This is a genomic window from Paenirhodobacter hankyongi (assembly GCF_003664585.1).
Lineage (GTDB): Bacteria > Pseudomonadota > Alphaproteobacteria > Rhodobacterales > Rhodobacteraceae > Rhodobacter > Rhodobacter hankyongi.
Genome location: NZ_RCHI01000002.1, coordinates 75,117 through 91,287, shown reverse-complemented (window position 1 = coordinate 91,287; position 16,171 = coordinate 75,117). Strand labels below are relative to the sequence as shown.

The following is a 16,171-nucleotide window of genomic DNA, read 5'->3' as shown; positions in this document are numbered from 1 at the left end:
CGATCCGCGCTCAGACGGAGGGGTCGATGCCTTCCTCGGCTTCCTCGAGGCTGATATCGAGCGCGTTCAGGCCGTCTTCGAGGTAATCGGCCAGCATCGGCACGCCGAGCAGGTAATCCTCGGTCGGAGCGCTCGCCTCGGCCTTGGCGGTCTCCCAGGCCTCGTCGAATTCGCTCGCGTCAAAGGTCTCGCGGCCGATCCACATGATCGCGGTCAGCGCCGCCTGCTCGTCCTCGTTCAGCGACGCGATGAAGGCGCGCAGCTCGCGGCCCTGGCCCGAGCCGGGAATGTCGGCGTCGAACTTGCGGGCTCGGATGATGACATGGGCGACTTTGGACGGGCTGATCGGCAGCTGCATGGAGACCTCCTGTGGTCTTGCAGTGTCGCCCCAGACGGCGGCGGGCGCAAGGCGCATCTGTCAGGGCAGCAGCCCCGGGGGGCGCGTCACATCAGCGCCGGGGGCCAGCTCCTCGAAGTCGAAATTGTCGAGCCGATGCGCGCGTTTTCCGGCCTTGTCGGCGGAGATCCGGATCTCCTCGATGTCCTTCGCGGCCTGCGAGAAATGCCGGTCGAGGTTGCCGACGCGCTGGCCGAGCCGGTCGATGTCGGCGTAAAGCGCGGCCAGCTCCTGGCGGATCGCGCCGGCCTGCTCGCGCATCCGCGCGTCCTTCAGCACCGCGCGCATGGTGTGCAGCGTCGCCATGCAGGTGGTGGGCGAGACGATCCAGACCTTCGCCGCAAAGCCCTCGCGCACCAGTTCCGGGAAATTCGCGTGCAGCTCGGCATAGACCGCCTCGGAGGGCAGGAACATCAGCGCACTGTCGGCGGTCTCGCCCTGCACGATGTAGCGCTCCGCGATCGCGCGGATATGGGCGCGCACGGCGATGCGCATCATCCGCTGTGCCTCGATCAGCGCACTTTGGCTTTTCGCGCGGCGCAGCGCCTCGTAGGCCTCGAGCGGGAACTTGCTGTCGATCACGATCGGGCCGGGCGGGTTCGGCATGTGGATGAGGCAATCCGCCCGCCGCCCGTTCGAGAGCGTCGCCTGCATCGTGTAGCTGTCGGCGGGCAGCGCCTTCAGCACGATGTCATGCAGCTGGATCTCGCCGAAGGCGCCGCGGGTCTGCTTGTTCGACAGGATGTCCTGCAGGCCCAGTACGTCGCCCGACAGCTTCTCGATATTCGCCTGCGCCTTGTCGATCGCGACAAGGCGCTGTTGCAGGTCGCCGAGCGAGCGCGCGGTGCGGGTGGCGGTGCCGTGCAGGCTTTCGGTCATCGCCCGGTTCACTTCGGCAAGCCGTGCCTCCATCAGCTGCAGCACCCGCGCCTGGCTTGCCGCCTGCGCCTCGGAGACGTGGTGGAGCCCGCCCGCAAGCTGGTGCTGCCCGTCCGAGAGCGCCTGCACCCGGCCGCCAAGCGCGGTGAGCTGCGCCACCAGCGGATCGAGCGCGCGGGCCGAGCGGCCGGCGGCGCGCAGCACCAAGAGCAACAGCACGACGACCAGCGCCGCGCCGCCGAGCCCGGCGAGGACCAGCGGATCATTCAGGGTGGGAAGCGTCGTCATGTCCGTCCGAACAGCCGTTCGATGTCGCTCAGCTTCAGCTCGACATAGGTCGGTCGGCCGTGGTTGCACTGCCCGGAAAGCGGCGTCGCCTCCATCTCGCGCAGCAGCGCGTTCATCTCGTCCACCCGCATCCGGCGGCCCGAGCGGATCGAGCCGTGGCAGGCCATGCGCGACAGCACCGCGTCGATCTTTGCCAGCACCAGCTCGCTGTCGCCAAGGTCCGCGAGTTCGTCGAGCACGTCGCGCAGCAGTGCCTCGGCGTTGATCTCGCCCAGAATCGCCGGGGTCTCGCGCACCGCGATCGCCGAGCCGCCGAAGGGCTCGATCGTCAGGCCAAGGCGGGTGAGATCGTCGGCGGCGTCCAGCAGCCGCGCCGCGTCGGCGGGCGAAAGCTCGACGATCTCGGGGATCAGCAGCGCCTGCGCCGCGACGCCCTTCTCGGCCATCTGCCGTTTCAATCGCTCGTAGACCAGCCGTTCATGCGCGGCATGCTGATCGACGATGACGATGCCGCGCTCGGTCTGGGCGATGATGTAATTCTCGTGCACCTGGGCGCGGGCGGCGCCGAGGGGGGCGTGGGTCAGCGCCTCGTCCTGCGCGGGCGGCACTTCGGCGCGCGCGCTTGGCACGTCGTAAGGGGCGGGCTCGACGGGCGGCCAGGCGGGCGCGGCGAAGGGGGCCGGGGCCTCGGCAAGGCCGGGCTCGGGCATCAGCGGCATCTGCGCGGCATAGCTCGTGCGCATCGCGCCAAGGCTCGGCCGGTCCATCTGATAGACCCGCGGCGGCATCTGCGCGGGTTCGGGCCGCATCGCGCCGAGCGTCGCGGTGGCGACGGTCGAGGAGGCACGGTGCCCGGCCTCGGCCAGGGCGTGGCGGATCGCGGTGACGATCAGCCCGCGCGGGATGCCCGATTCTCGGAAGCGGACCTCGGCCTTCGCCGGGTGCACGTTGACGTCGACCCGCTCGGGATCGCAGCCGAGGAACAACACCGCCGCCGGGTGGCGGTCGCGGCTGAGCACGTCCATATAGGCCGCCCGCAGTGCCCCCAGAAGCATCTTGTCGCGCACCGGACGGCCGTTCACGAACAGGAACTGCTCGACCGCGGCGCCGCGCGAATAGGTCGGCAGGGCCGCATAGCCGGTCAGGCGGATGCCCTCGCGCTCGGCGTCGAGCGGCAGGGCATTGTCGCTGAAGGCGCGGCCGAGCACGCGGCCAAGCCGGCCGGCCAGCGCGCCGAAAAGCTCGCCCTGTTCGGCATCGGCGCGGAAGATCTCGCGCCCCTCGCCGCCGCCCGAGACGTCGCGCAGGGTGAAGCTGACATAGGGTTCGGCCATCGCCAGCCGCTTCACCGCATCGGCGATGGCGCCGGCCTCGGCGCGGTCGGTGCGCATGAACTTGAGCCGCGCCGGGGTGGCGAAGAACAGATCGCGCAGCTCCACCACCGTGCCGCGGTTCAGCGCCGCGGGCCTGACCGCGCCGATCTGCCCGCCCGCGACGGTGATCGCCGCCGCCTCGAACCCCTCGGCGCGCGAGGTGATGGTCAGCCGGCCGACGGCGCCGAGCGAGGGCAGCGCCTCGCCGCGGAAGCCGAAGGTGTGGATGTTCAGAAGGTCCGAGCCGTCGATCTTCGAGGTGGCATGCCGGCTCATCGCCAGTGGCAGGTCCTCGGCGGTCATGCCGCAGCCGTCGTCGGTGATGCGGATCAGCGTCTTGCCGCCGTCGGCATAGGCGATGTCGACGCGCCGCGCCCCGGCGTCGAGCGCGTTCTCGACCAGCTCCTTCACCGCCGAGGCGGGGCGTTCGACCACCTCGCCGGCCGCGATCCGGTTCGCAGCGGCGTCGTCAAGCTGCCGGATGACCGGGCGTTCGAGGCTGATCTGGGGGGGCTGTGCGTTCATTCCACAAGGGATAGCACAGCCCCGGGGCGAGCCCAATTGATTCGGGCGCGCCCCGGGGCCGGGCTCAGTTCAGGCCGACCGGCTTGCCCACCACCACGAAGCGCAGCGCATCGGCGTCGAGCAGCCGCTTCGCCACGCGGGCGATGTCGTCCTTCGTCACCGCGTTCACCTTGTCGTTGCGGGTGGCGATGTAGTCGATCGGCATGTGGCCGAGCTGCATGCCGGCGAGGATGTCGGCGATGTTCGCATTGCCGTCGAAGCGCAGCGGATAGGCGCCGGTCAGGTAGGTCTTGGCGTCCTCGAGTTCCTTGTCGCTGACCGTGCCGGTCGCGGCTTTCGCCCATTCCTGCTTCACCAGCGTCACCGCCTCGGCCACCTTGTCATTGGCCGAAGCGAAGCCGCCCTGCCAGGTCTCGGACAGGTCCTTCGGCACCAGATAGGTGTAGATGCCATAGGTCAGGCCGCGCTTCTCGCGCACCTCGTCCATCAGCCGCGAGGAGAAGCCGCCGGCGCCGAGGATCTGGTTCAGCACATAGGCCGGGAAGAAGTCGGGGTCGTCCATCGCCAGCCCCTTCTGGCCGAACATCACCACCGATTGCGGGCTGTCCCAGTCGACGGTGGTGATGCCGCCGGTCAGCTTCAGCTCGGCCTTGGGCGGCATCGGCGCACCGGTCGCGGGCAGATCGCCCAGCAGCCGGTCAAGCATCTGGCCAAGCGCCTCGGGGGTGATGTCGCCGACCGCGGCGACGACCAGCCGGTCCTTCGCCATCACCCGCGCCTTGGCGTCGAACAGGTCCTCGCGGGTCAGCGCCTTGACGCTCTCCTCGGTGCCGTTGAGCGAGCTGCCATAGGGGTGATCGCCCCAGGCGAGCTTGCGGAAGGTGGTGCCGGCGATCGCGTTCGGGTCCTTCGCGTCCGAGGCAAGGATCGACAGCACCTGGCCGCGCACCCGGTCGACCGAGGCCTGATCGAAATGCGGATCGGCCAGTGCGCCGCGCAAGAGTTCCACCGCCTTGTCGCGGTTCTCGCTCAGCATCCGGGCCGAGACCGAGAGCGTGTCGTCATCGACGTCGAAGCCGAATTTCGCCGCCAGCGCCTCCTGTGCCGCGGCAAAGCCCTGGCTGTCGAGATCGGCCGAGCCTTCCTCGAGCGTCGCGGTCATCAGGTTGATCGCGCCGCGCTTGCCCTCGGCATCGAGTGAGGCACCGCCGCGAAAGCGGATCTCGAGCGCGGTGAAGGGGATGTCATGCGCCTCGACCAGCCAGGCCTTGATGCCGCCGGGCGAGGTCACCTCCTCGATGTCGAGCGCCTGCGCCGGCACCGAGAAGAGAAGCGCCGCAAGGGTCAGCGCGGCAAGGCGCAGCGGAGTGGAGAGAACCACGCGGATCATCGCGTCACCTCCTGGGTGGCGGGCAGCGAGACGGGGGCATCGGGGGCGGGGGGCGGCGCGTCCTTTGGCCGCTCGACATAGCCGGTGACCGAGCCGGCGGGGGTCAGCACCTCGCGCGCGGCGGCCATCACGTCATCGGCAGTGACCGACATCAGCACGTCGGGCCAGCTTTGCACGTCCTCGACCGAAAAGCCCGAGGCCAGCGCCTCGCCATATTGCTGGGCGAGGCCCTGCGCATCGTCCTGCTGATAGATCTGCGCGGCGCGGATCTGGGTGCGGATGCGCTCGAACTGCGCCGGGTCGATGCCTTCCTTCAGGAACTCGTTCAACGCCGCGTCAAGCGCCGCCTCGGCCTCGGGCAGGGCGACGTCCTGCGCCGGCATCAGCGCGATCGAGAAGGTGGTCTTGTCGATCGACATGCCGTCGTAGAAGGCCGAGGCATAGATCGCATCGCCCTTGTCGAAGACCAGCTTGCGCGACAGCACCGAGGTCTGCGGATTGCCGCCGAGGATCTCGGCCAGCATCGTCAACGCCGCGGCCTTCTTCTGGTCGCCCGGGTTGCGCTCGGTCGCGAGATAGGAGCGGCTCAGATAGGGCTGTGCCACGCGGTCGTCGGTGAAGGTCAGCCGGCGCGCGGCAAGCTGCGGCGGCTCCTGCGGGCGGACACGCGGCGGGATGTCGTCAGAGGGCGCAAGGGGGCCGTAATATTCGGTGGCGAGGGTCTTCACCTCGTCCGGCGTGACATCGCCCGCCACCACCAGCACGGCGTTGTTCGGCGCATAGAAGCGGCGATACCAGGCCAGCGCGTCGTCGCGGGTCAGCTGTTCCATCTCCTGGCGCCAGCCGATCACCGGCGTGCCATAGGGGCTGTTGAGGAATTGCGCGGCGCGCGACTGCTCGCCGAAGAGCGCGCCCGGATCGCTGTCGGTGCGCTGCGCGCGCTCGGCCAGAATCACGTCCCGCTCGGTCTGCCAGTCGTCGGGCGAGATCTTCAGATGCCGCATCCGGTCGGCTTCCATCTTCATCACCAGCGGCAGACGGTCGGCGGCGATGCGCTGGAAATAGGCGGTGTAGTCATAGGAGGTGAAGGCGTTGTCCGAGCCGCCATTCGCCGCCACGGTCTTCGACAGTTCCCCCGCCGCCATCGTGTCGGTGCCCTTGAACATCAGGTGTTCGAGGTAATGCGCGATGCCCGAGCGGCCGCGCTGCTCGTCGGCCGAGCCCGCCTTGTACCAGACCATCTGCACCACGACCGGGGCGCGGTGATCCTCGATCACCACGGCCTCGAGGCCATTGGGCAGGGTGAAATGGCTGACAGGGGCGGCCTCGGCCGCAAGGGCGGAGGCCTGGAAGACGGCGAAGGCCGCGAAAGCGGTGGCAAGCGATGCGCGCATGGGCTCCTCGTTGATGACGGGCGAACTTTACGTCGCCCGTCGCACGAGGCAACCGCCGATGCGCCGAAAAACGCGGAGTTGAACGGGTGTTACGGCAGCGCCTGCTGCGCCACGCCCGAGGGCGGGGCCGCCGGCGTGGTCAGGCCGAGCCGGCGCCAGCGTTCGAGTTCCGCCTCCTGGTTCAACGCCATCGGCCGGTAGGCCTTGTAATAGACGTTGACGTTGAGCATCCGCTCGAGCAGGCGGCCGTCGTTCTTTTTGCGGTAGTCGTAATCGGCCGCGGCCAGCTCCTGGCGGATGCCGGCATCGGTGCCGTAGCGGCCCGCCCGCGCAACCAGCGCGCCGTCACCCGCCGGCACGCCCTTGCCGGCAACCGGCGGCTTGCCGCCAAGTGCGGTGACCGCATCGGTAACGGGGGTCGGATCGGTGATGTTGCTGCCGCCCGGGGTCGGCACCGGCAGCTCGCTCAGGCTTTCGGGCATCTGCAGCGGTTTCGTCGGCAGGATGCCGAACTCGTCCGGCCCGTTGGTGGCCGAGCGCAGGTGCATCAGCTCCGGCGTGCGGTTCGAGGAACAGCCGGCCGCCAGCAGGGCAATCGCGAGTGCGATCCCGATCTTGCCGAAAGACCCGTGCATGAAGCTCTCCCTCACCGTTTCGATCCCGTCTTAGCCTATCGCCTTGCGTCCGTCACGCCCTGATCGGCGTCAGCGGCGGCGTTTCGCCCCCGTCTCGCCCGACAGGAAGACAAGCCCCACCGCGCCGACGAAGATCGCGATATCGGCGACGTTGAAGGAGAAGGGGTTGCGCCAGAAGGGCAGCGACATGTTCAGGAAATCGGCCACCGCGCCATAGGCGAGCCGGTCGATCACATTGCCGAGCGCGCCGCCGATCAGCAGCCCCGCCGACACCCGCAGCCCGCGCCCCGCCGCCCCGTCGCGCGCGATCCAGCGCCAGACCCAGACGACGATGACAAGCGCCAGCGCGATCAGCCCCCAGCGGGTGAGCGCATCCTCGCCCGCGAAGAGGCCGAAGTTCACGCCCTGGTTCCAGGCCATGCGGAAGTTGAGCCAGGGCGGCAACACCTCGATCGCCCCCACCCGGTCGAGCCCCATCAGGTGCACGACCACGTATTTCGAGATCTGGTCGACGATCAGCACCGCCGCCGCAATCCAGGCTGTCAGCCGCATCCGCGCTCCTGTCTCCGCTGTCGGAAAGGCCCGCGCCGCAGGGCACGGGCCGGGGTCGTGTCAGTGGCGGAAGTGCCGCATGCCGGTGAACACCATGGCCAGGCCACGCTCGTTCGCCGCGTCGATCACTTCCTGGTCGCGCATCGAGCCGCCGGGCTGGATCACGCAGGTGGCGCCCGCCTCGACCGCCTCGAGCAGGCCGTCGGCGAAGGGGAAGAAGGCGTCCGAGGCGACGGCCGCGCCCTTGGCGGGGCTTTCGGCAAGGCCCACGGCCTTCGCCATCCGCTCGGCCTTCTTCGCGGCGATCATCGCGCTGTCGACGCGGCTCATCTGGCCGGCGCCGACGCCGACGGTCTGGCCCGCCTTGGCATAGACGATGGCGTTCGACTTGACGTGCTTGGCGACCTTCCAGGCAAAGAGCAGATCCTTCAGCTCTTCCTCGGACGGGGCGCGCTCGGTCACCACCTTGAGGTCGTCAAGGGTGATGTCGCCGTTGTCCTTGCCCTGCACGAGGAAGCCGCCCGCCACCTGGCGATAGGTGGTGATCTCGGCCTTCGGGTCGGGCAGCGCGCCGGTCACCAGCAGCCGCACGTTCTTCTTCTTCGCCACGACCGCCTTCGCCGCCTCGTCGACGGCGGGGGCGATGATGACCTCCGAGAAGACCTCGGTGATCGCCTCGGCGGTTTCCGCGTCGAGCGTCTGGTTCAGCGCGATGATGCCGCCGAAGGCCGAGGTGCGGTCGCAGTCGAAGGCGCGCTTGTAGGCGTCGAGCAGGCTGGTGCCGGTGGCGACGCCACAGGGGTTCGCATGCTTGATGATCGCGCAGGCCGGGGTCTCGGCACCGAATTCGGCGACGAGCTCAAAGGCCGCGTCGGTGTCGTTGATGTTGTTGTAGGACAGTTCCTTGCCCTGCAGCTGCTGCGCCGTGGCAACGCCCGGGCGGTTCGTGCCGTCGAGGTAGAAGGCCGCCTTCTGGTGCGGGTTCTCGCCATAGCGCAGGGTCTGGGCGAGGGTGCCGGCGAAGGCGCGCCGGCGCGGCGTCTCCTCGTGGATCGCGCCCGCCATCCAGGTGCTGACCGCCGCGTCATAGGCCGCGGTGCGGGCATAGGCGATCTGCGCGAGGTTCTGGCGGAATTCGTAGCTGGTGGCGCCGTCCTGCGCGTCCAGTTCCTTCAGCACCGCCGCGTAATCCTGCACGTCGACCACGGTGGCGACGAAGGCGTGGTTCTTCGAGGCGGCGCGGATCATCGCCGGCCCGCCGATGTCGATGTTCTCGATGCAGGTCTCGTAATCGGCGCCCTTGGCGACGGTTTCCTCGAACGGGTAGAGGTTGACGACGAGCAGGTCGATCGCCTCGATGTCATGGGCGGCCATCGCGGCGAGGTGCTCCTCGTTGTCGCGCAGCGCAAGCAGACCGCCATGCACCTTCGGGTGCAGCGTCTTCACCCGGCCGTCCATCATCTCGGGGAAGCCCGTCACCTCGGCCACATCGCGCACGCTCAGCCCGGCCTCGCGCAGCGCCTTGGCGGTGCCGCCGGTCGACAGCAGCTCGACGCCACGGGCGGCAAGCGCGCGGGCAAAGTCGATCAGCCCGGTCTTGTCGGAGACGGAGATCAGGGCGCGGGTGAGGGGGACGTTTCTGGTCACGGCTGGCAGTCCTTATGCTCAGAGGTCGATTGGCGCATCGGCAATGGTGTCACGGATGGCGGCGGGGGTATCCTGTGCCTTGGCCAAGGTCCAGCCGATTTGGACGGCATGGTCATAGAGGCGGCCGGAAAGCACGATCTGACGGGTGGCGCGCGGCCGCAACCGGCCCTTTTCCAGGTAGACCGAGGGTTCGAGGCTCAGATCGACCGGGGCATCGAAGCGGAACACCCAGATCTCGCCCGATTTCAGCGCCATCGAGACCGCCCATCCGCCCATGTCGAGCGCGGCGTCGACATCGGGGTGCAGATGGAAGCGGACCTGGAAGGGGATGCCGCGCATCCCCTCGCGCTCGAACACGGTGTCGAAGCGCTTGCGGTCGGCGGTGATCATCGCGCCGAGCGTGTCCTCGCCGCGCAGGGTGCGGCCGTCGGGGCTCAGCTCGAGCTCGCGCACATGGGTCAGCCCGTGCGTCGGCACATAGCCGTCATGGCCGAAGAGCGCGTGGCGCGCCGGGTCGCTTTCGGGCCGCATCCAGACCTCGCGCGGGGTCTCGTCGAGCCAGGTGCGGGTGGTGGTGCCGAAGCGGCGTTCGGGGCCGAGCCGCGACGAGGAATAGCCCTCGATCGCCAGCGTCGAATGGCTGTCGGTGGCGCGGCCCGCGCGCGCCCATTCCGGCCCGAACAGCCGGCCCGAGCCGCAGTTGACGATCAGCGGCCGGCGCCCCGAGGTCAGCTCGAAGGCCAGCGTCGAGGCATGGGCATTGGCCGAGGCCTCGCCCTGCGGCGGGGCGGCGGCATCGAGGATAAGCGTGGTGCGCCCGGCGTGGAGCCGCGCAAAGCCCATGGCAAGGCCCGGCCGCGCCGGCGCCCGCGCGCCCGAGGCGCCAAGCGCGGTATCAAGCCGCCCCTCGGCCCCGCGGCCGCCGCCATGGAAGCGGGCAAGCCCGCCATCGGCATGACGCAGCGCGCGCAGGGTGGGGGCGATGCGGGCGATGGCATCGCGATGGGCCTGAGCCGGGGTGCGGCCGGCGGCGGTCAGCGCATCGGCGGCCCAGATCAGCAGGGTGAAGACCTCGAGCAGCTCCTCGGGGTTGCGGGTGGCGATGCCGCCGGTGGCGTCGATCTGGCTGGCGCAGTCGCGCGCCAGCGCCTCTTCGGCGGGGCCGGCAAGGCGGTCCATCCCGCTCAGCGCGAGCCCGGCATAGATCAGCCCGGTCAGCGCCTCGAAACGCGGCAGGCCGGGTGCGGCCGAGTGCCAGCGCCGCGCGAGGAACAGCGTCTGCTGCGAGAGCGCGCGGAAGAAGAGTTCCGAGGCGGCGCGGTCGCGGCCGTTCAGGATCAGGAGCGCGTGGTTGATCATCCGGATCAACCGCCGCCCGGTCAGCTCGGGCGTCCAGCCCGGGCCCTTGCCCGCGCCATAGCGGGCGATCCAGTCGAAGACCCAGTCCTGCGCCCGCTCGCGTGCGGCGCGGTCGCCGACGGCGGCAAGGTCGTCGAGCCAGGTGCAGCCCTGCAGCTCTTCCTCGAAGGAGGGATCCGGCATCGGCAGATCCCAGATCTTCAGCCCCGGCCCCTCGATCAGGTAGCCCGCGAACAGGAAGTTGCCGGCAATCAGCTGCCGGCCGCGGGCGAAGGAGCCGATGGTGCGCGGTTCGGGGTGGCTGGCAAAGCCGGTCGCCGGGCGGGCGCGGGTGGCGCGCAGCACGGCCAGCCGGTCGAGCGTGCCTGCCCACCGTCCGCGCATCCCGTTGCTGCCCGTGCCCTGTTTCGTGCCCGTCATGGTTGTCGCGGACTCAGCCCGTCTCTGCCTGTCGAAGTCGCGCGCACCATAGTGCGGGGGGCGGCGGCTGTCATCGGCGTTTTCCGGGGCTCAGGCGGGCCGGCGCAGGCGGGCGATGAAGAAGCCGTCCATGCCGCCACGCTCGGGCCAGAAGTCGGGCCGCAGCCGCAGCGCGCCGCTGTCCGCCCGCCAGGCGGGCTCGATGCCGGGCAGGTCGGGCGCCTCGACGCTGAGCTCGGGGTGACGCTCACACAGGCCGGCAAGCTGCGCCTCGCCCTCTTCGGGCAGCAGCGAGCAGGTGCAGAAGACCAGCACCCCGCCCGGCGCGACGAGCTCGAGCGCGCGCTCGAGCAGCGCCGTCTGCAGCGCGAAAAGCGGCTTGATCCCGGCCGCATCCTTGACGAAGGGCAGGTCGGGGTGGCGCCGGATCGTGCCGGTGGCCGAGCAGGGGGCATCCAGAAGCACGGCGTCGAAGGGCGCCGGGGGCTGCCATTCGAGCGCGTCGGCGGTGACGGTCTCGGCCTTCAGGCCGCAGCGGGCGAGGTTCTCGCGCACCCGTTCCATCCGCGCGGGCGAGATGTCGAGCGCGGTGACCTCGGCCCCCATGGCGGCGAGTTGCAGTGTCTTGCCGCCGGGCGCGGCGCAGAGGTCGAGCACTCGCGTGCCGGGGGCGGGGGCGAGCACCTTCGCCGCCATCGCCGCCGCCGCGTCCTGCACCCACCAGGCGCCTTCGGCATAGCCCGGAAGCTCCGAGATCTGCATGCCGGGGGCAAGCCGCAGCGAGCCGGTGGGCAGCAGCGTCGCACCGAGCCGCCCGGCCCAGCCCTCGGCATCCGCCTTGACGCTCAGATCGACCGGCGCGCCGGCAAGATGCGCGGCCTCCATGTGCTGCACCGCAACCTTGCCCCAGGCCGACATCAGCCGGCCGCGCAGCCAGCCCGGCAGGGCGGGCTCGGGCAGGCGCGCCCAGCGGTCGGTCTCGGCCGCGACCTTGCGCAGCACGGCATTGACGAGGCCGGCATAGCCCTCGGTCCGCCGGCCGCCGGCATGGGTCAGCTCGACCGCCGCGCTGACCACGCCATGCGCCTCGCCACCGGTGCAGAGCTCGACCGTGGCAAGCCGCAGCAGTGCGCGCAGATCGGCGGGGGGCGCCTTGCGCAGATGCGGCTTCAGCATTGCATCGGCGCGCGGCAGGGCGCGCAGCGTGGCGATGGCAAGCCGCTGCGCCCGGGCGCGGTCGGGCGGCGCAAGGCCCTCGAGCACGCCCGCCTGTTCGGCAAGTGTCTCGTGCGCCTCGGTCACCCCGGCGATCAGTGCCGCGGCCGCGCGGCGCGCAAGGTCGATGCCGGCCATGGCTGCCCTCCTGAGCTTTCTTGTTCCGTGTCGAGGGGCGGCCTATAACAAGCGCCGTGCCCTGACAAGGAAACGGAGGTCGCGATGAGCGAAGAGCCGAAGAAGGAACTGCCCGCCGCCGCGCTGCGCGCGCTGGCCGAGGCGGAGGAACGGCGCAAGGCCGACAAGGGGCTGGGCCTGCCGCCCGAGCTCGGCGGCCGCGAGGGGCCCGAACCGGTGCGCTATGGCGACTGGGAGAAGAAGGGGCTCGCCATCGACTTCTGAGCCGATGGCGGCAGCGTCGGTGGGGCGCTGCCCCGCCGAGGCAAGGCCTCGGCCCCCCGAGGTATTTCAGGCAAGATGAAGGACGGGGGCCGCTTACAGCCCGAGCACGTCCATCATGTCATACTGGCCGGGCTTGCGGTCCAGCCCCCACAGCGCGGCCTTGAGCGCGCCACGGGCGAAGATCGCGCGGTCGGTGGCGATATGGCGCAGCACGATCCGCTCGCCCGCCGTCGCGAAGATCACGTCATGCTCGCCGACGATGTCGCCGCCGCGGATCGAGGAGAAGCCGATCGCGCCCGGCTTGCGCGCGCCGGTGATGCCGTCGCGGCCCGATTCGCGGTTCTCCTCGAGCGAGATGCCGCGGCCCGCGGCCGCCGCCTCGCCCAGCATCAGTGCCGTGCCCGAGGGCGCGTCGACCTTGCGGTTGTGATGCGCCTCGACGATCTCGACGTCCCACTCGGCATCGAGAGCCTCGGCCACCTTGCGGGTCAGCACGGTGAGCAGGTTGACGCCCAGGCTCATGTTGCCGGCGCGGATCTGTGCGCAATGGCGGGAGGCCGGGGCGAGCGCCTCGATCTGTTCCTTCTCGAAGCCGGTGGTGCCGATCACATGCACACAGCGCGCCTGCGCGGCGATCTTCGCGAAGGCGAGGGTGGCGGCGGGGGTGGTGAAGTCGATCACCGCCTTGGCGCCGGCAAAGGCGGTCAGCGGGTCGTCGGTGACGGTGACCCCCATCGGCGCGGTGCCGAAGCAGGTGCCGAGATCGCGGCCGATCCAGTCGTGACCGCTGCGCACGACCGCGCCGGCAAGGCGGGCCTTGCCCGAGGCGGTGATGACCTCGGCCAGCATCCGGCCCATCCGGCCCGAGACCCCGGTGACGACGATACCCGGCAGATCGCTCATGAAACCCTCCTGTTTTGCCGCGTTCTAGCCCGTGGCGGCGGGCTTGGCAAAGGCTCGCGACAGTCCTTGTTGCGGGGGCGCGCACAAGGCACTATGTGCGGGTCATGGCAAAGAACCGTTTTTCCTCGGGCGATGGCCCTTCGCAACGTCAGCTCCGCGTCGGCGAGCTGATCCGGCGCACCCTGTCGGACGTGCTGATCCGTGGCGAGGTGCACGATCCCGACCTCAACCGGATCTCGATCACCGTGGGCGAGGTGCGTCCCTCGGCCGACCTGAAGGTGGCGACGGTCTATGTCGCGCCGCTGGGCGGCACGCTCGGCGGCGAGACCGCCGAGGCGATGCTCGCGGCACTGCGCCGCCACACCGGCGAGTTGCGCCACCATGTCGCCAAGGCGATGACGCTGAAATACGCGCCCGACCTGCGCTTCCGGCTGGACGAGACCTTTGACCGGCTGGACGAGACGCGGCGGATGTTCTCGGACGAGACGGTGCAGCGCGACATTGCGCAGCGCGACGACGATGAAGACGAAGACGATCTGGGCTAGCCTGTTCGCCGCGCTGGCGCTCATTGTGCCGCGCGTCGCGCTGGCCGCGGATCCGTGCCGCACGCTCGACTTCGAGGGCATCCCCTTCTCGGTCTGCGAGGCGCGGGCGGGCGATGACATCCGGCTGTGGCTGAAGGACGGAACCGGCGCGCTCATTGGCACGCCCGAGCGGCTGCGCGCGCAGCTTGCCCCGAGCGAGCGGCTGGTCTTCGCGATGAACGCCGGCATGTATGCGCCCGACCGGCAGCCGGTGGGGCTTTTCATCGAGAACGGCGTCGAGCTTCGTCCGATCGTCACCGCCGAGGGGCCGGGGAATTTCGGCCTGCTGCCGAATGGCGTCTTCTGCATCGGCGAGCGGCTGCGGGTGATCGAGAGCCGCGCCTTTGCCGCGGCGCCGCCGGCGTGCCGCTTTGCCACCCAGTCGGGGCCGATGCTGGTGATCGACGGGGCGCTGCATCCGCGCTTCCTGCCCGACAGCGACAGCACCAATATCCGCAACGGCGTCGGCGTTTCGGCCGAGGGCGACCGGGCCTGGTTCGTGATCTCGGACCGGCCCGTCACCTTCCACCGCTTCGCCCGCTTCTTCCGCGACGTGCTGGGCGCGCGCGATGCGCTCTATCTCGACGGCTCGATCTCGCGGCTGATCGTGCCGGCCGAGGGGCGCGCGGATCTCGGCCTGCCGATGGGGCCGATCGTCGGCATGGTGGCGCCCGTCGACGGGCAAGATTGACCCGGGCCCCGCTTCGCGTTAGCAGGCGGGCCTTCTGAGACGGAGGGCATGATGGGCCGCAAGAAGGGACGCGACATCTCGGGCTGGGTCGTGATCGACAAGCCGGCGGGGGTGACCTCGACCTCGGTCGTGGGCAAGGTGCGCTGGGCGTTCGACGCGAAGAAGGCAGGGCATGCGGGCACGCTCGATCCGGCGGCGACCGGGGTTCTGGCCGTCGCGCTGGGCGAGGCGACGAAGACCGTGCCCTATGTCACCGATGCGCTGAAATCCTATCGCTTCCAGGTCCGGCTGGGCGCCGCCACCACCACTGACGATGCCGAGGGCGAGGTGATCGAGACCTCGGATCTGCGCCCGACCGATGTCGAGATCGAGGAGGCCTTGAAGGCGTTTCGCGGCGATATCGAGCAGGTGCCGCCGCAGTTTTCCGCGGTGAAGGTCGAGGGCGAGCGCGCCTATGATCTGGCGCGCGAGGGCGAGGTGATGGATCTTGCCGCCCGTCCGCTCTGGGTTGAGAGCCTCGATTTCGTCGCCCGACCCGACCGCGACACCGTTGAGCTGGAGATGGTCTGCGGCAAGGGCGGCTATGTCCGCTCGATCGCGCGCGACCTGGGTCGGGCGCTTGGCTGTCTGGGCCATGTGCTGTGGCTGCGTCGCGACTGGGCCGGCCCGTTCCGGGCCGAGGCGGGGCTGAGCCTTGACGAGGTCGACCGGCTTGCCCGCACGCCGGAACTTGAAAACCATCTGCTGCCGCTCGAATACGGGCTGGCCGATCTGCCCGAGGTGCGGGCGACGGCCGAGGGCGCAGTGCGGCTGTCGCATGGCAATCCGGGGCAGGTGATCGCCCGCGATGTCGAGTTCGGCGAGGAGGCCTGGGCCAGCTTCGAGGGCCGCGCGGTGGCGGTCGGGCGCTACATGGGGGGCGAGCTGCACCCCGCACGCGTGTTCAACACCGCCGGGTCATGATCACCCGCAGCCACATCAAGGGCGATGCCCCCTCGGTCGCGGTCTATTCCGATTGCGAGCACTACCGCTATCTGCTCACCCGGGTCTGGGACGAGACCCGGCCGCGCGCGCTTTTCGTGATGCTGAACCCCTCGACCGCGACCGAGGTGCAGAATGACCCGACCGTCGAGCGCTGCGAGCGGCGGGCGCGGACGCTGGGCTTCGGCGCCTTCCGGGTGACGAACATCTTCGCCTGGCGTGCCACCGACCCGAAGGAGATGCGCGCGCAGCCCGATCCGGTCGGGCCCGAGAATGACGCGGCGATCCGCGCGAGCGTCGACTGGGCCACGGGCGCGGGCGCGAAGATCGTCTGTGCCTGGGGGGCGCATGGCGCGCATCTCGATCGCGGCGCGGCGGTCGAGCGGCTTCTGCGCGCGACCGGGCGCGAGCTGTGGCACCTCGGCCTGACCAAGGCCGGCGCGCCGAAGCATCCGCTCTACATCGGCTATGACCGCCAGCCGGAACTCTGGCCGCGCTGAGCCGTTCACCTTCGGTCAGGGATTTCGCGCCTAAGC

The 16,171-nt window shown here is 70.2% G+C and carries 16 protein-coding genes; 5 read left to right on the top strand and 11 right to left on the bottom strand.

From position 1 onward, the window contains the following. Window positions 1-10: 10 nt before the first annotated feature. The 10 genes from DYS74_RS02375 to DYS74_RS02330 form a co-directional block, all read right to left on the bottom strand. Window positions 11-358, bottom strand: a complete 348-nt coding sequence (locus DYS74_RS02375; RefSeq protein ID WP_121530556.1) for a DUF3775 domain-containing protein — start codon at window positions 356-358, stop codon at window positions 11-13. Between the two features lie 60 nt (window positions 359-418). Beyond that, window positions 419-1,564, bottom strand: coding sequence for a DNA recombination protein RmuC (locus DYS74_RS02370; RefSeq protein ID WP_121530555.1), 1,146 nt, complete (start codon window positions 1,562-1,564; stop codon window positions 419-421). Continuing rightward, window positions 1,561-3,462, bottom strand: coding sequence for a DNA mismatch repair endonuclease MutL (gene mutL / locus DYS74_RS02365; RefSeq protein WP_121530554.1), 1,902 nt, complete (start codon window positions 3,460-3,462; stop codon window positions 1,561-1,563). Before mutL ends, DYS74_RS02370 begins: the two co-directional genes overlap by 4 nt. A 64-nt stretch (window positions 3,463-3,526) precedes the next feature. Beyond that, window positions 3,527-4,852, bottom strand: a complete 1,326-nt coding sequence (locus DYS74_RS02360; RefSeq protein ID WP_121530553.1) for a M16 family metallopeptidase — start codon at window positions 4,850-4,852, stop codon at window positions 3,527-3,529. Beyond that, window positions 4,849-6,246 (bottom strand): M16 family metallopeptidase, encoded by a 1,398-nt coding sequence (locus tag DYS74_RS02355; RefSeq protein ID WP_121530552.1) that lies wholly within the window; start codon window positions 6,244-6,246, stop codon window positions 4,849-4,851. The genes DYS74_RS02360 and DYS74_RS02355 overlap by 4 nt, the downstream gene beginning before the upstream one ends. An 89-nt stretch (window positions 6,247-6,335) precedes the next feature. Then, window positions 6,336-6,881: a DUF3035 domain-containing protein gene (locus DYS74_RS02350; protein WP_121530551.1), complete on the bottom strand. Its 546-nt coding sequence runs from the start codon at window positions 6,879-6,881 to the stop codon at window positions 6,336-6,338. A 69-nt stretch (window positions 6,882-6,950) separates the two neighbouring features. After that, the gene (gene lspA / locus DYS74_RS02345) at window positions 6,951-7,433 is read right to left on the bottom strand and encodes a signal peptidase II (RefSeq protein WP_121530550.1); all 483 of its coding nucleotides are present in this window, start codon (window positions 7,431-7,433) and stop codon (window positions 6,951-6,953) included. 60 nt (window positions 7,434-7,493) lie between these two features. Next, window positions 7,494-9,080: a bifunctional phosphoribosylaminoimidazolecarboxamide formyltransferase/IMP cyclohydrolase gene (purH, locus tag DYS74_RS02340; RefSeq protein WP_121530549.1), complete on the bottom strand. Its 1,587-nt coding sequence runs from the start codon at window positions 9,078-9,080 to the stop codon at window positions 7,494-7,496. Window positions 9,081-9,098: 18 nt separating this feature from the next. After that, window positions 9,099-10,859, bottom strand: coding sequence for a heparinase II/III family protein (locus DYS74_RS02335; RefSeq protein WP_245965170.1), 1,761 nt, complete (start codon window positions 10,857-10,859; stop codon window positions 9,099-9,101). Between the two features lie 90 nt (window positions 10,860-10,949). Then, window positions 10,950-12,212, bottom strand: a complete 1,263-nt coding sequence (locus tag DYS74_RS02330; protein WP_121530548.1) for an RsmB/NOP family class I SAM-dependent RNA methyltransferase — start codon at window positions 12,210-12,212, stop codon at window positions 10,950-10,952. A gap of 84 nt (window positions 12,213-12,296) precedes the next feature. On the opposite strand from DYS74_RS02330, the gene DYS74_RS02325 reads away from it, so the two are divergent. Continuing rightward, window positions 12,297-12,476, top strand: coding sequence for a DUF1674 domain-containing protein (locus DYS74_RS02325; protein WP_113898589.1), 180 nt, complete (start codon window positions 12,297-12,299; stop codon window positions 12,474-12,476). Between the two features lie 93 nt (window positions 12,477-12,569). Here DYS74_RS02325 and dapB read toward each other — a convergent pair whose 3' ends face one another. Next, window positions 12,570-13,379: a 4-hydroxy-tetrahydrodipicolinate reductase gene (dapB, locus tag DYS74_RS02320; RefSeq protein ID WP_121530547.1), complete on the bottom strand. Its 810-nt coding sequence runs from the start codon at window positions 13,377-13,379 to the stop codon at window positions 12,570-12,572. Window positions 13,380-13,483: 104 nt separating this feature from the next. Between dapB and rbfA the strand changes: the two genes are divergently transcribed. The 4 genes from rbfA to DYS74_RS02300 are packed head-to-tail and all read left to right on the top strand — an operon-like array spanning window position 13,484 to window position 16,135. Next, window positions 13,484-13,924, top strand: coding sequence for a 30S ribosome-binding factor RbfA (gene rbfA / locus DYS74_RS02315; RefSeq protein ID WP_121530546.1), 441 nt, complete (start codon window positions 13,484-13,486; stop codon window positions 13,922-13,924). After that, on the top strand, window positions 13,899-14,654 hold the full coding sequence (locus tag DYS74_RS02310) for a phosphodiester glycosidase family protein (RefSeq protein ID WP_121530545.1): 756 nt from the start codon (window positions 13,899-13,901) through the stop codon (window positions 14,652-14,654). Before rbfA ends, DYS74_RS02310 begins: the two co-directional genes overlap by 26 nt. A gap of 51 nt (window positions 14,655-14,705) precedes the next feature. Next, on the top strand, window positions 14,706-15,617 hold the full coding sequence (gene truB / locus DYS74_RS02305; protein ID WP_121530544.1) for a tRNA pseudouridine(55) synthase TruB: 912 nt from the start codon (window positions 14,706-14,708) through the stop codon (window positions 15,615-15,617). Continuing rightward, entirely contained in the window at window positions 15,614-16,135 is a 522-nt protein-coding gene (locus DYS74_RS02300; protein ID WP_121530543.1) for a DUF1643 domain-containing protein, read from the top strand. Before truB ends, DYS74_RS02300 begins: the two co-directional genes overlap by 4 nt. Window positions 16,136-16,171: the final 36 nt, after the last annotated feature.